This is a genomic window from Microbacterium sp. GCS4, from assembly GCF_001262495.1.
Classification (GTDB): domain Bacteria; phylum Actinomycetota; class Actinomycetes; order Actinomycetales; family Microbacteriaceae; genus Microbacterium.
Map to the genome: position 1 here is coordinate 176,748 of NZ_LGYE01000002.1, position 14,149 is coordinate 190,896.

At 69.6% G+C, this 14,149-nt stretch carries 13 protein-coding genes; 6 read left to right on the top strand and 7 right to left on the bottom strand.

Translation table 11 applies throughout. The features are described 5' to 3' along the window. Positions 1-24 precede the first annotated feature (24 nt). Positions 25-1,320 (top strand): L-fuconate dehydratase, encoded by a 1,296-nt coding sequence (locus AKH00_RS08080; protein WP_050722226.1) that lies wholly within the window; start codon positions 25-27, stop codon positions 1,318-1,320. Continuing rightward, positions 1,307-2,272, top strand: a complete 966-nt coding sequence (locus tag AKH00_RS08085; RefSeq protein WP_050722227.1) for an aldo/keto reductase — start codon at positions 1,307-1,309, stop codon at positions 2,270-2,272. Before AKH00_RS08080 ends, AKH00_RS08085 begins: the two co-directional genes overlap by 14 nt. A gap of 121 nt (positions 2,273-2,393) precedes the next feature. On the opposite strand, the gene AKH00_RS08090 is transcribed toward AKH00_RS08085, so the two are convergent. Next, a complete protein-coding gene (locus AKH00_RS08090; RefSeq protein ID WP_050722228.1) occupies positions 2,394-3,395 on the bottom strand; it encodes a LacI family DNA-binding transcriptional regulator in 1,002 nt (333 codons plus the stop codon). A gap of 170 nt (positions 3,396-3,565) precedes the next feature. Between AKH00_RS08090 and AKH00_RS08095 the strand changes: the two genes are divergently transcribed. From AKH00_RS08095 to AKH00_RS08110, 4 genes are all read left to right on the top strand, one after another. Beyond that, positions 3,566-4,435, top strand: coding sequence for a sugar phosphate isomerase/epimerase family protein (locus AKH00_RS08095; protein WP_050722229.1), 870 nt, complete (start codon positions 3,566-3,568; stop codon positions 4,433-4,435). A 229-nt stretch (positions 4,436-4,664) separates the two neighbouring features. Next, positions 4,665-6,167, top strand: a complete 1,503-nt coding sequence (locus tag AKH00_RS08100) for a sugar ABC transporter ATP-binding protein (protein ID WP_050722230.1) — start codon at positions 4,665-4,667, stop codon at positions 6,165-6,167. Next, positions 6,167-7,198 carry an ABC transporter permease gene (locus tag AKH00_RS08105; RefSeq protein WP_200903825.1) on the top strand — a complete coding sequence of 344 codons (1,032 nt, stop codon included), beginning with the start codon at positions 6,167-6,169 and terminating at the stop codon, positions 7,196-7,198. The genes AKH00_RS08100 and AKH00_RS08105 overlap by 1 nt, the downstream gene beginning before the upstream one ends. A gap of 88 nt (positions 7,199-7,286) precedes the next feature. Then, positions 7,287-8,288, top strand: a complete 1,002-nt coding sequence (locus AKH00_RS08110; RefSeq protein ID WP_050722231.1) for an ABC transporter substrate-binding protein — start codon at positions 7,287-7,289, stop codon at positions 8,286-8,288. A 211-nt stretch (positions 8,289-8,499) separates the two neighbouring features. Here the strand turns inward: AKH00_RS08110 and AKH00_RS08115 are convergent, their stop codons facing one another. The 6 genes from AKH00_RS08115 to AKH00_RS08140 form a co-directional block, all read right to left on the bottom strand. Beyond that, positions 8,500-8,796 carry a putative quinol monooxygenase gene (locus AKH00_RS08115; protein WP_050722232.1) on the bottom strand — a complete coding sequence of 99 codons (297 nt, stop codon included), beginning with the start codon at positions 8,794-8,796 and terminating at the stop codon, positions 8,500-8,502. 109 nt (positions 8,797-8,905) lie between these two features. Further along, positions 8,906-9,859 carry a phosphotriesterase family protein gene (locus AKH00_RS08120; RefSeq protein WP_050722233.1) on the bottom strand — a complete coding sequence of 318 codons (954 nt, stop codon included), beginning with the start codon at positions 9,857-9,859 and terminating at the stop codon, positions 8,906-8,908. Further along, on the bottom strand, positions 9,856-10,803 hold the full coding sequence (locus AKH00_RS08125; RefSeq protein WP_050722234.1) for a shikimate dehydrogenase family protein: 948 nt from the start codon (positions 10,801-10,803) through the stop codon (positions 9,856-9,858). Before AKH00_RS08125 ends, AKH00_RS08120 begins: the two co-directional genes overlap by 4 nt. A gap of 24 nt (positions 10,804-10,827) precedes the next feature. After that, complete coding sequence (locus AKH00_RS08130) at positions 10,828-11,784, bottom strand: NAD(P)-dependent oxidoreductase (RefSeq protein WP_082297568.1); 957 nt, start codon at positions 11,782-11,784, stop codon at positions 10,828-10,830. Then, the gene (gene xylB / locus AKH00_RS08135) at positions 11,784-13,286 is read right to left on the bottom strand and encodes a xylulokinase (RefSeq protein ID WP_050722235.1); all 1,503 of its coding nucleotides are present in this window, start codon (positions 13,284-13,286) and stop codon (positions 11,784-11,786) included. Before xylB ends, AKH00_RS08130 begins: the two co-directional genes overlap by 1 nt. 9 nt (positions 13,287-13,295) lie before the next feature. Next, the gene (locus AKH00_RS08140) at positions 13,296-13,880 is read right to left on the bottom strand and encodes a glucose-6-phosphate isomerase family protein (protein WP_050722236.1); all 585 of its coding nucleotides are present in this window, start codon (positions 13,878-13,880) and stop codon (positions 13,296-13,298) included. Positions 13,881-14,149: the final 269 nt, after the last annotated feature.

The following is a 14,149-nucleotide window of genomic DNA, read 5'->3' on the forward strand; positions in this document are numbered from 1 at the left end:
CCCATCCGTGCCCGAGAGGAACCCGTGAGCCGCATCGTCGCCCTCGACACGACCGACATCCGCTTCCCCACCTCGTTGAGCCTCGACGGCTCCGACGCGATGAACCCCGACCCCGACTACTCGGCCGCCTACGCCATCGTGCGCACCGACGCCGGCGACGGCCACGACGGGCACGCCTTCGTCTTCACGATCGGTCGCGGCAACGACGTGCAGGTCGCGGCGATCGACGCGCTCGCCGGACACCTCGTCGGACGCGAGATCGAACCGCTGCTCGACGACATGGGCGGGACGTTCCGCGACATCATCGGCGACTCCCAGCTGCGCTGGCTCGGACCCGAGAAGGGCGTCATGCACATGGCGATCGGCGCCGTGATCAACGCGCTGTGGGACATCAAGGCCAAGCGCGCCGGCCTGCCGCTGTGGCAGCTGCTCGGCCGGATGAGCCCCGAGGAGATCGTCGACCTCGTCGACTTCCGCTACCTCACCAACGCGCTCACCCGCGAGGAGGCCCTCGAGATCCTCCGCGCCGCCGTGCCGGGCCGGGAGGACCGCGAGCGCGAGCTGCTCGCGACCGGATACCCGGGGTACACGACGAGCCCCGGCTGGCTCGGCTACTCCGACGAGAAGCTCGAACGGCTCGCCCGCGAGGCCATGGCCGACGGCTTCACGCAGATCAAGCTCAAGGTCGGCGCCGACCTCGACGACGACATCCGCCGCTTCCGCAAGGCCCGCGAGGTGTGCGGGCCCGACTTCCCCATCGCGATCGACGCGAACCAGCGCTGGGAGGTGTCGGAGGCCATCGAGTGGGTGAACGCGCTCGCCGAGTTCCACCCTGCCTGGATCGAGGAGCCCACGAGCCCCGACGACGTGCTCGGGCACGCCGAGATCGCGCGCGGCGTCGCGCCCATCCGCGTGGCCACCGGCGAGCACGCCCAGAACCGCGTGATCTTCAAGCAGCTGCTGCAGGCCGAGGCGATCTCCGTCATGCAGATCGACGCCGTGCGCGTCGCCGGCGTCAACGAGAACATCGCGAACCTGCTGCTCGCAGCCAAGTTCGGCGTGCCGGTGTGCCCGCACGCGGGAGGCGTGGGACTCTGCGAAGCCGTGCAGCACCTGTCGATGTTCGACTTCGTCGCCGTCACGGGCACGAGGGAGGGGCGCATGATCGAGTTCGTCGATCACCTGCACGAGCACTTCGTCGTGCCGACCGACATCCAGGGCGGCTCGTACATGGCGCCCACCGCTCCGGGAGCGGGCATGGAGATGAAGGCCGACAGCATCGCGGACTACACGTGGACGGGCGCGCATGTCACGGTCTGATCGGCTGACCGTCCCGACGCTCGGCTACGGCGCCGCGAACGTCGGCAACCTGTTCCGGGAGCTCACCGACGAGGAGGCCTGGGCCGTGCTCGACGCGGCGTGGGAGAGCGGCATCCGCTTCTACGACACCGCACCGCACTACGGGCTCGGACTCTCGGAGCGGCGCCTCGGCGCGTTCCTGCAGACCAAGCCCCGCGAGGAGTACGTGCTGTCGACCAAGGTCGGTCGGCTGCTGCGCCCCAACCCCGACCACGCGGGCGGACTCGACACTGCGAACGACTTCCACGTGCCCGACGACCTGCAGCGGGTGTGGGACTTCTCGGCCGACGGCATCCGCGCCAGCCTCGACGAGTCGCGCGAGCGGCTGGGCATCGAGCGCATCGACCTGCTCTACCTGCACGACCCCGAACGGCACGACCTCGATCTCGCGCTCGCCGAAGCGCTGCCCGCCCTCGAAGGGCTGCGCGATGCCGGTGAGGTCGCCGCGGTCGGCATCGGATCGATGGTGTCGGATGCTCTCGCCGCGGCCGTCCGTGGAGCCGACCTCGATCTCGTGATGGTCGCCGGCCGGTACACGCTGCTCGAGCAGCCGGCGGCCGTGGACGTGCTACCGGCCTGCCGCGAGCGCGGGACGGGCATCGTCGCGGCATCCGTCTTCAACTCCGGGCTGCTCGCCTCGGACGAACCGCGACGCGACGGCCGCTACGAGTACGGGCAGCTGCCGGACGAGCTCTGGGAGCGACTCGTGCGCATCGCCGCCGTGTGCGCCGCGCACGACGTGCCACTGCCGGCCGCGGCGATCCAGTATCCGCTGCAGTCCGACGTCGTGCGCTCGGTCGTCGTGGGCGGGAGCCGGCCGGAGCAGCTGCGGCAGAACGCGGAGCACGCGGCGCGGGACATTCCGGCTGCGCTGTGGCAGGAGCTCGCGGCGGAAGGGCTCATCCCCGCCTGAGACGGTCGCGTGTGGGTGCCGGGGTGCAGCGGCGGTAGGCGAGAGCGCCGGCGTAGGACGATTCGGCGGGAACTCTCCTGCACCGGGTAGATCTCCTACCTCGGGGTGGGGTCGAGCGGGATCAGCGCCCGACGGTCGACTCCCGCACGATGAGCTCGGCCGCGAACGGCGTCGGCTCGGGCAGCGGCGCCGTGGGATCGGCGAGCTGTCTCAGCAGGGCGGCGCCCGCGGCGCGACCGATCTCGTATCCGGGCTGCCGCACGCTGGTGAGCGGGACGACGGACTGGTGGGCCTGCGCGACATCGTCGAATCCGACGAGTGCGACGTCTTCCGGGACGCGGACGCCGTGTCTCATCAGCTGTGCGAGCACGCCGATCGCGACCATGTCGTTCGCTGCGAAGACGGCGTCCGGGCGCTCGTTCGGCGGCAGCGCGACGATCCGCGCCCCCGCCTCCAGGCCGTCCTCCGTCGCGAGATGCGCGACCTCGTCGACCTCGACGGTCGCGGAGGACTCGGCGACGGCATCCTGGAGCCCGCGCAGGCGGTCGTTCGACTGGCTCACCGACGGCGCACCGAGGAACAGGATGCGGCGGCGGCCGAGCGCGAGCAGGTGCTCGCCCGCGAGACGCCCGCCCCCGCGGTCGTCGAAGAGCACGGACCCGACCGTCGAGGACTCGCGGGTCGGCCCGATCACGACCGAGCGGATGCCGCGCTCCGCCAGCTGCTCGAGGCGCGGTACGACGTCGCCCAGCGGGTAGATCACGATGCCCTGCACCCGGTGCGCCTCGAACATGTCGATGTTGCGTCGTTCGAGGTCGCCGTCACGGCTGCTGTTGCTGAAGAACAGCGACCAGCCCTCCTCGCGCGCGATGTCCTCGACACCGCGGGAGAGCTCCTGGAAGTACGGGATCCACGCGTCGAGCAGCACGAGCGCGAGGGTCCTGCTCGTTCCGGCGCGCAGCTGCCGTGCCGACTCGTTGGGCACGTAGCCCAGCTGCGCGATCGCGGCGCGCACCTTCTCGGCGCTCGCTGCGCCGAGCACGTGCGGATGGTTGAGGTAGTTCGAGACCGTCGAGGAGGAGACCCCGGCGAGGGCGGCGACGTCTTTGACGCTGGCGGGCATGGAGCTCCTCTGCTGATGCGGTGCGTGACCAGGCTAGTGCAGGACTTGGCACGTGCCAAGAAAGTTCTTGACAGTCGTGGGGCCGCGCACGTAGCGTGGCTCGCATGTCGATTTGGCACGTGCCAATCGACGGAGGCGACGGTGCCGCACACCCGCCTCCGAGAGGTGCCATGAACATCGGATGCCACGGACTGGTGTGGACCGGACGCTTCGACGCCGAGGGCATCCGCCTGTCCGTCGAGAAGACCAAGCAGGCCGGCTTCGACCTCATCGAGTTCCCGCTGATGGACCCGTTCTCCTTCGACGTCGCGGCCGCACGGGACGCGCTCGCCGACCACGAGCTCGCGGTCAGCGCCTCGCTCGGACTCTCCGAGTCCACCGACATCACGAGCGCGAATCCCGCGGTCGTCCAGGCGGGGGAGGAGCTGCTGCTGCGCGCGGTCGACGTGCTGGCCGAGCTCGGCGGACGCCACTTCTGCGGGGTGATCTACAGCGCCATGAAGAAGTACATGGAGCCGGTGACTCCGGAGGGGCTGGAGAGCAGCCGCCGCACGATCGCCAGGGTCGCCGAGCACGCCGCCGACCGCGGCGTCGAGGTCGCGCTCGAGGTCGTGAACCGCTACGAGACGAACGTGCTGAACACCACGCGGCAGGCGATCGACTACCTCGCCGCCGTGGACAGGCCGAACCTCGGCATCCATCTCGACACGTACCACATGAACATCGAGGAGTCGGACATGTTCGCGCCCGTGCTGGACGCGGCGCCGTCGCTGCGGTACGTGCACATCGGCGAGAGCCACCGCGGCTACCTCGGCACGGGGACGGTCGACTTCGACACGTTCTTCAAGGCTCTCGGACGTGTCGGCTACGAGGGTCCGATCGTCTTCGAATCGTTCTCCTCGGCCGTCGTCGCTCCGGATCTGAGTCGGATGCTGGGCATCTGGCGCAACCTGTGGACCGACAACGAGGAACTCGGCGCACACGCCAATGCGTATATCCGGGACAAGCTCGTGGCCGTCGACTCGATCCGGCTCCACTGAGCGCTATATCGGTGAGGGGTTGATCTGAAATCGATTTCACCTAGACTGGGCCGCCGGGTCCCAGGCGAGCTGTGACCCACTTGTTATTACAGATATTCCCTTTCCGCAGTCAGTTAGATACATTTAGATACAACTTGCGGTGCAGGCACCGCAGGCCGCAGAATTGATCCGATGTTTCCGGCCCGAACCGGAAACAGCGGAGACGACCTTCAAGGAAGCAGGTGAGCGCATGGGCGACCCCATCCTCCGAGTAGACGGGATCAGCAAGGGATTCCCGGGCGTGCAGGCGCTGAAGGACGTGCACCTCGAGGTGCACGCCGGCGAGGTGCTGGTTCTCGTGGGCGAGAACGGTGCAGGCAAGTCCACGCTCATGAAGATCCTCTCGGGGATCTACACCAAGGACGAGGGCACGATCACGTTCGAGGGCCGGGAGGTCGAGCTGACCAGCCCGCTGCAGGCGCAGCAGCTGGGCGTCACGATCATCCATCAGGAGCTCAACCTGATGCCGGACCTCACCGTGGCGCAGAACATCTTCGTCGGGCGCGAGCCCACGTCCGGCCCATTCCTGTCGGAGCGCAAGCTCAACGCGCAGACGGCCGAGCTGCTGACGCGTCTGAACATCCGGCTCGACCCGCGGCAGAAGGTCGGCGAGCTCACGGTCGCCGAGCAGCAGATGGTCGAGATCGCGAAGGCGCTGTCGTTCAACGCCAAGGTCCTCATCATGGACGAGCCCACCTCGGCGCTGACCGACTCCGAGGTCGAGACCCTGTTCGTGCTCATCGAGCAGCTCAGGGCCGCCGGCACCGGCATCGTCTACATCTCCCACCGCATGGACGAGCTGCGGCGCCTCGCCGACCGTGTCACCGTGCTCCGAGACGGCACATACATCGGATCACTGGAGAAGTCCGAGGTCAGCATCCCGAAGATCATCGAGATGATGGTGGGCCGCGTGATCGACGAGGGAACCCGTCCGCAGGCGCGCGAGCATGCGAACGACCCCGTGGTCCTCGATGTGCAGGGGCTGTCGACCAAGGCCCTCCTCAAGGACGTCTCCTTCCAGCTGCACAAGGGCGAGATCCTCGGCTTCGCCGGCCTCATGGGCGCCGGACGCACCGAGACCGCCCGCGCGATCATCGGCGCCGACCGCAGCGACGGCGGCGTCGTCACGATCGGCGGACGCTCCGTGCGCATCTCCCAGCCCGCGGATGCCGTCAAGCACGGCGTCGGCTACCTCTCCGAGGACCGCAAGCTGCTGGGTCTCATGCTCGAGCAGGACGTGACGTTCAACACCGTGCTCGCCTCGCTCGGCTCCTACGCCAACGCGATCGGCTGGATGGGCGACGGCAAGGCCAAGAACCGCACCAAGGACTACGTGCAGCAGCTGCGCGTGAAGACGCCCTCGGTGAACCAGGTCGTGAAGCTCCTCTCGGGCGGCAACCAGCAGAAGGTCGTCATCGCCCGGTGGCTGATGCGCGACTGCGACATCCTCATCTTCGACGAGCCGACCCGAGGGATCGACGTCGGTGCGAAGGAAGAGATCTACCGCCTGATGCAGCAGCTCGCTGATCAGGGCAAGTCCATCATCGTCATCTCGTCGGAGCTCCCGGAGATCCTCCGCGTCGCGAACCGCATCGCGGTCTTCGCGAACGGTCGCATCACCGGCACGCTCCGCAACGAGGACGCCAGCCAGGAGAAGATCATGCAACTCGCAGCCCACGGAGAGGAAGACTGATGAGCGCTCCGCAGAACGGATCGTCCACGACGACGATCATCCAGACGGCCATCGACGAGAACACCGACAAACGCGACGTCGTCGGATTCCTCAAGCGCCAGGTCCAGCAGTCCCTCGCGTTCGGCACGCTGATCGTGCTCGTGATCTTCTTCTCGATCGCGAGCCCCAACTTCTTCACGTTCAGCAACATCTCGACCGTGCTTCTCTCCACGGCGGTCATCGGCATCCTCGCCCTCGGCACGACCTTCGTGATCATCACCGGCGGCATCGACCTGTCGATCGGAACCGGCATGGCGCTCTGCGCCGTGATGACCGGTGTGATCGTCACGAACATGGGGCTGCCGGTCTGGATCGGCGTGATCGGCGGTGTGCTCACGGGTGTCCTGATGGGTCTCGTGAACGGCATCAACATCACCTTCCTCCGCCTCCCGCCGTTCATCGCGACCCTCGCGATGATGATGATCGCCGGCGGTCTCGCCCTCGTCATCTCGAACGTCGCGCCGATCTACTTCTCGAGCTCGGCCCCCGACTTCAAGAAGATCGCGCTCGGCCTGATCATCCCCGGCATCCCGAACGCCGTGCTCATCACGGCCGCCCTCGCGGTCATCGCCTGGCTCGTGCTGTCGAAGACGCTGCTCGGTCGCTACACCTTCGCGATCGGGTCCAACGAGGAGGCCACGCGTCTCTCGGGCGTCAACACCCGCCGCTGGACGATCTTCATCTACATGTTCGCCGGTGCCTTCACGGGTGTCGCGGGCATCGTGATCGCCTCCCGCCTCGACTCCGCCCAGCCGCAGATCGGCATGGGCTACGAGCTGCAGGCGATCGCGGCCGTCATCATCGGCGGCACCTCGCTGCTCGGCGGACGCGGCTCGATCCTCGGCACCGTGATCGGCGCGCTCATCATGAGCGTGCTCGTCAACGGCCTGCGCATCCTCTCGATCCAGACCGAGTGGCAGAACATCGTCGTCGGAATCGTCGTGCTGCTGGCCGTGTTCCTCGACTCGCTGCGCAACCGCCAGCACACCTGACCCATCCCGTAGCACCACCCGCAGTACGCATCACCACAGCAGTACCCACCCACCACAGCAGTACCCACCCACAAACAATGGAGTTTCCATGAAGTTCGGCAAGAAGACCGCATTCGCGGCACTCGTGGCCGCATCCGCCCTCGTGTTCGCCGGCTGTGCCGGCGGCGGCGGTGACGTCATCGAAGAGGGCAGCGGCGACGGAGGCAGCGGCGACGGCGAGATGTACATCGCCATGGTGTCGAAGGGCTTCCAGCACCAGTTCTGGCAGGCCGTGAAGAAGGGCGCCGAGGAGAAGGCCGAGGAGCTGGGCGTGCGCATCACGTTCGAAGGCCCCGCAGCCGAGACCGAGATCGCCCAGCAGCTCGAGATGCTGACCGCCGCCATCGACAAGAACCCGGATGCCATCGCCTACGCCGCCCTCGACCCCGAGGCGTGCGTCGCCCCGCTCGAGCAGGCCAAGTCGAAGGACATCCCGGTCGTGTACTTCGACGCTCCCTGCGACGGAGACGTGGGCCTGAGCCTCTCGGCCACCGACAGCAAGGTCGCCGGCGCGCTGGCCGCCGAGCACATGGCCGAGCTGATCGGCGGATCGGGCGAGGTCGCGATCGTCGGCCACTCGCAGATCAACTCGACCGGTGTCGAGCGTCGTGACGGCTTCGTCGAGAAGATGGAAGCCGACTACCCGGACATCGACATCGTCGACATCCAGTACGGCGACGGCGACCACCTGAAGTCGGCCGACATCGCCAAGACCCTCATCGCCGCGCACCCCGACCTCAAGGGCATCTACGGCACCAACGAGGGCTCCGCGATCGGCGTCGTCAACGCCGTGAACGAGCTCGGCCTCGAGAAGGGCAAGATCACGATCGTCGGCTTCGACTCCGGCGCTGCGCAGATCAACGCGATCAAGGACGGCACGATGGCCGGCGCCATCACGCAGGACCCGATCGGCATCGGCGCGCAGGTCGTGCAGGCGGCGTACGACGCCGCCAACGGCAAGTCGGTCGAGAAGTTCTACGACACGGGTTCGTACTGGTACGACAAGACGAACCTCGAGGACTCGAAGATCGCCGCGGTCCTGTACGAGTGATCCTCTGAGAACGGGAGAGCCCCTCGCCTTCGGGCGGGGGGCTCTTTCGCGTGTGTGGCCCGGATGCCGACGCCCCGTCTGATTGCCGACGCCCCGTCTGATTGCCGACGCCCCGTCTGATCGACGTCGGTCAGCGGGGGCGTGGGTAACCAGCCGGGGCGTCGGCGTGGAGGCGAAGAGGCGTGGAGGCGAAGAGGGCCGAGGGATGCCGTCAGAGGCGACGCAGGAACGTCAGAACGGACGACGGCTCGACGATGAGCTGCTGCAGCGCCTCGTTGAAGGGTCCCCCGGCCGGGGAGGCGAGGTGCGCCTGGAACGCCGCCTCGTCGCGATAGACCTCGTACACGAAGAAGCAGTCGGGATCGTCGACGAGACGGGTCGCGTCGAACACGACGTTGCCCTCCTCGGCGCGGACGCCCTCGGCGAAGTCCGCGAGCAGCGCGGCGACGCGGTCGCCCTCGCCCGGTCGCGCCGTGAAGGTGGCGTGGAGGATGGTCGGTGCGGTCATGAGGGACTCCTTCGGGGTGGATGCTGTGGACTGGGTGTTGTGCGGGGATCTGGCGCGTTTCGTCTCGCGGAGACCCGCGCTGAGCGAGCGTAGCGAGTCGAAGTGTCGCTCAACGACCCGTCAGGGTGAGGAGGCGTGCGGGGTTGGCGACGAGCATCCGGTCGACGCGGTCGTCGCCGATCGCGGCACGCAGCCGGGGCAGGTAGCGCTCGCCGAGGTAGGCGAGGCCCGGCATCCCGCCGTACGCGATGTAGCGGGTCGCGCGCGCGACGTCGCCGCCGAGCACCACGTGGTCGCCGGCGCCGCGCGACACGACGGCTTCGGTGAGGGCCAGCAGCTCGGCATCCGATCTCGTGCGGGGGCGGGCGAAGCCGTCGTACCCCAGGTAGGCGCCGCGTTCGGCGAGCGAGACGTGCAGTCCCGCGTCCGGGTCCCGGTCGGCGTGCGCGAGCACCACGCGCTCGGCGCCCACGCCCTCGGCGCCGAGCAGATCGAGCACTTCGTGCGCGGCCGTGCAGAACTCCAGGTGCACCATGATCGGGGCCCCGGTCGTGCGATGGGCGGCGGCGAGGGCGCGCAGGGTCGTGCTCTCGAAGTCGCTGATGCGCCAGTAGTCGACGCCGCCCTTGAGCAGACCGGCACGCGCGGGGGCGGCGCCGGGGGTGAGCGCCCGCGCGCCGTCGGGATCGGCGTCGTCGCGCGGCATCCCCTCGGCGATCTCGCACACGAACCGCCTCGTCAGGGTCTCGGCATCCTCATGGCGCGTCGGGTGGTCCGCAGAGTAGTGCGCCTCGCGGTGGCGTCCCGTCGTCGCGACGACGCGGAGTCCGGTCGCGGCGCTGATGCGCGCCAGCGCCTCGGGATCGCGGCCGAGCCCGAAGGGCGTGGCGTCGACCATCGCCGCGAACCCGCTGTCACGCAGCAGTGCGGCCTCGGCCCCCGAGCGCTCCTCGTCGTCGAGCTCGTCGCCCGGCAGCAGCGGCGACACCTGGAACAGGTGCTCGTGATAGTTCGTCGTCCCCAGATCCGCCGGGTCGACGTCGCCGAGGACGGTGCGGATCATCGGCGCACCGACTCCGCCGCCTCGGCCAGACGCTCCACGATCTCGGGCGTGAGCTCCAGCTCGAACACGTCGGCCACGACCTGCGACCATCCGTGGATGAAGTAGCGCCAGCCGTCGACCACGTGCAGGCGGCGCGCGGCCTCCTGCGCGCGGGCCTGGTGCAGGAACTCGAGCGTGCCGCGGTAGTTGAACTCCCACACCCACGCGTCCTCGGGGAACACCACGTCGTCGGGCAGCGGAGAGCCTGGCCGGTCCTTGCCGAGACCGGTGGCGTTCACGATGAGCGATCCGGCGGGGGCGGCGGCGACGACCGCGGCGGCCTCCTCGACAGACCCGGTGCGCACGTACTCGATGAAGCCCTCGCGGGTGCCGTGCTGGCGATGGACCTCGCGCAGATGCTCGAGCTTCTCGTCGCTACGGGCGGTCACCGTGATCTTGGACGGGGCGTCGGCGCGCTCCGCGAGAGCCCAGCTCAGCGCGGTGCCCGAGCCGCCGGCGCCTAGGATCACGACCTCGGCGCCGGTGCGCGCGAAGTGGTCGGAGGGCAGGAAGTCGTTCAGCGCGAGGTCGACCGTGAGCGGGTCCTTGGCACGACCGATCAGGAGGTCGCCGCGCTTGGAGATGCTCGAGATCTCGGAGCACGACACCGCGAACGGGTCGAGCTCGTCGAACAGGTCGGATGCCGCGGCGAACACGTTCATCTTGTGGGTCGTCACGAGCGCTCCGCGGTGGTGCGGGTCGTCGCGGATCTGCTCGACCATGGCGCGGTACTGCGCGGGGGTCGCATCCATGGGCAGGTCGTGGCCTACCAGCTCGGTCGTCGGCAGGTCGAGCACCTCCGCCCACCGGGGGAAGACCTGCATGATCGACGACGAGCCGGTGCTCACGCCCACGAAGCCCATGTAACCGCCGGTCGTGGTCGGCGTGTTCTCGGTGATGGTCATGTCGGTCCTTCAGGGGTAGAGACTTCAGGGTCGGGAGGAGACGGGATGCGCCGGTGCGCGCCCCGCGAGCACGGAGAGCACGTCGTCGAGCGACAGCGAGCCCATGTTGTCTACGGCCTGGGTGGTCTGCGCGCCGAGGTGCGGCGTCACGGTCACGCGTTCGGCGAGGTCGGCGGCGAGCAGCGGGCTCGCGCTCGCCGCGGTGTCGCCGGCGAGCGTGTCGGCCGCGTACGCGCCCAGGCGACCGTCGCGGAGGGCCGCGGCCACGGCATCCTCGTCGACGAGGTCGGGCCGGGCGGTGTTCACGACGATCGCGCCCGGGCGGATGCCGCCCAGCCGAGCCGCATCCACGAGCGTCTGTCCGCCCGGGGCATGGAGCGTGATGAGGTCGGCTGCACGGAACAGCTCGTCGAGGTCGACCGGGGTCGCGCCCAGCTCGGTGATCCGCTCCGCGGGGAGGTACGGGTCGGCGGCGAGCACCGTGCACCCGAAGCCGGAGAGTCGACGGGCGACGCCCTGGCCGATGCGGCCGAAGCCCACGATCCCGACGGTCGCGGCGCCCAGCTCACGGCCGCGCCGCACGCTCCAGTCGCCGTCCCGCACGCGTCGATCGCCGTCGGGGATGAAGCGCAGCGCGGCGAGCATCAGGCCCACCGCGTGGTCGGCGACGGCATCCGCGTTCGCGCCGGGAGTGTTCGTCACCGGGATGCCGCGGCGCTCGGCGGCCGCGATGTCGACCGCCTCGGTGCCGACGCCGTAGCGGGCGACGATGCGCAGCTGCGGTGCCGCCGCGAGGTGCTCGTCGGTCACAGGGCCGGTGCCCGCGATCCAGCCCTCGGCCGTCGCGAGCAGCGGGGTCAGCTCGGCGAGGTCGTGGTGCGCGGGTCCGCGCACGATCTCGTGCCCCGCGGCCTCCGCCCGGGCGACGAGGTCGAGCTCGCCGTCGGAGAACGAACGGCTCGTGGCGAGGATGACGCCCATCACACGCTCCCCGCGGACGGAGCCGAGGCGAACCACGGCGCGAGCGCGTCGTACGCCGTCGTGAAGCGGGCGTGCCGCTGCGCGTACACCGCGTGGCGACCGGCACCCGGGGCGAACTCGGCCGTGACCTCGCTCAGGGCGCGGGCGGCCGAGAAGTCGGCGAGGCCGAGGCCCACCGCGCCGGTGACCGCCGCACCCAAGCTGTTGGCCTCCTCGACGATCGTGCGGCGACGCACCGGCACTCCCCACACGTCGGCGAGGATGCCGAGCCAGACGTCGCTCTGCGCGCCGCCGCCGACCGCGTCGATGCGGTCGATCACGGCGCCGGACTCGCGGAACGCCTGGATGCAGGTGAAGAGGTTGAACGCCACGCCCTCGAGCACCGCACGGGTCAGGTGGGATCGCGTGTGGTGGCGGCCGATGCCGACGAACGCCCCGCGGGCGGCGGGGTCCCACAGCGGCGAGCGCTCGCCCAGGAGGTACGGGAGGAAGTAGAGATCCTCCGTGTCGAGGTCGCCGCCCGCGTCGGCGGTCAGACGGCCGGTCTCGGGGCGCGCCGGGTCGGCGGACAGCGCCTCCGCGATCCACTGCACCGAGGCGCCGCCGGCCTGCATCGTCGCGGTCGGCACGAACGAACCGGGCACGACGTTGTCGAACGTCATGGTGCGCATCTGCGGGTCGTGCAGCGGGGTGGGGCTCGCGAACGAGATCCACGACGAGGTGCCCAGGCACACGTACGCGCCGTCCTCCGGGGCGACGACACCGGAGCCGACAGCCGCGAGCGGACCGTCGCCGCCGCCCATCACGACCCGGGTCCCGGTCGGGAGGCCCAGCGCGTCGGCGGCGTCGGACGTGAGCGTGCCCGCGACGGTCGTCGAGTCGAGGATCTCGGGGAACAGCGCCGGGTCGAGGCCGGCCGCGGCGAGCACCGACTCCGACCACGTGCCGGTGATCTGGTCGTAGGCGTTCGTGCCCGAGGCGTCCGAGCGCTCGGTCGCCAGACGGCCGGTGAGGCGGTAGACGATGAAGTCCTTCGCGACGCAGAAGTGGCGCACGCGCGCCCACGTGTCGGGCTCGTTGTCACGCACCCACATGATCTTCTCGAGCGAGTACGTCGGGTTGAGGCGGTGGCCGAGCACGCGGTAGGCCGCCTCGGCGCCGAGCGCCTGCTCCAGCATCCGCGTCTGGGCACCCGAGCGCGTGTCGGCCCAGATGATCGCGGGGCGTACGGGGGCGCCGTGCGCGTCGAGCAGCACCGTGCCCATCATCTGACCGCTCACGACCAGGCCGCCGACGGTCTCCGGCCCGATGCCCGAGGTGGACAGCAGCTGCCGCGTGGCGGTGACGACCGCGCCCCACCAGTCCGCCGGGTCCTGCTCAGCGATGCCGCCCGCCGCGAAGTGCGCGGGATACGGCACCGTGACCGAGGTCACGAGCCGGCCGTCGTCGTGGTGCAGCGAGGCCTTGTTGCCGGTCGTGCCGAGGTCGTGCGCGATGATCATGGCCGGAGCCTATTCGGCGGTGGCGGCGTAGGGGCGGAGGTCCACGCCCTCGGACGCGCGGTACGCCCGCGAGCCCATGCCGTGCTCGAGCACCCAGCCGTAGTCGTGGCCGGCTCCGCCGGGGTATACCGCGAGGAACGCGTAGGGCTCGTCACCCGTGTTGACCGAGCGGTGTGCCCAGCCCGGCGGGATGTAACCGATCGTGCCCGGGAGCATGTCGAGCCACTCGGTGCGCTCTCCGTCGAACATCAGCAGTCCGCCGCGGCCTTTCAGCGCGAGGTAGATCTCGCCCTGGTGATTCGGGTGCTGGTGGCCCTTCGTCATCCAGAGCTCGCCCGAGGTGTCGCCCGGCATGATCGTCGTGATCGACTGGGGCAGCTCGCGGTCGATCTCCGGCACGGGGGAGCTCACGACCGTGTAGACCACGGGGTTGTCGCCTTCGCTGGCGGCCTTCCAGGCATCCGCGTCGAGGAAGAGACCCTCGAGGTCGGACATGCGGCGCGTGAGGGTCGGGCCTTCGGGCGACAGGGTGAGCTTCTCGGAGTCGAAGGCGATCGCGATCGGGGAGAGCGGCGGGGTGTGGAACTCGGGCATCGGTGCTCCTCGTAGGGTGCTGCGACACTGCGCAACCTGTAATGACAAGTTGAGCGTACCTGTTATGACAAGTGGTGTCCAGTGCTCATCTGCGCGGAGGTGCGGGCGCGGGTGCGGGGCGGCGGCGTGGGGGAAGGTGTGGAGGAGGGTGTGAGGGAGGGTGTGCAGGGAGGGGATGACGCGGAGGTAGGAGGATGTGGCCCGGATCGTCCTGCGCCCGGGTGATCGCCTACGCCCAGGGTTGCCGGGAGAGCGGCGGGCGGCGCGCG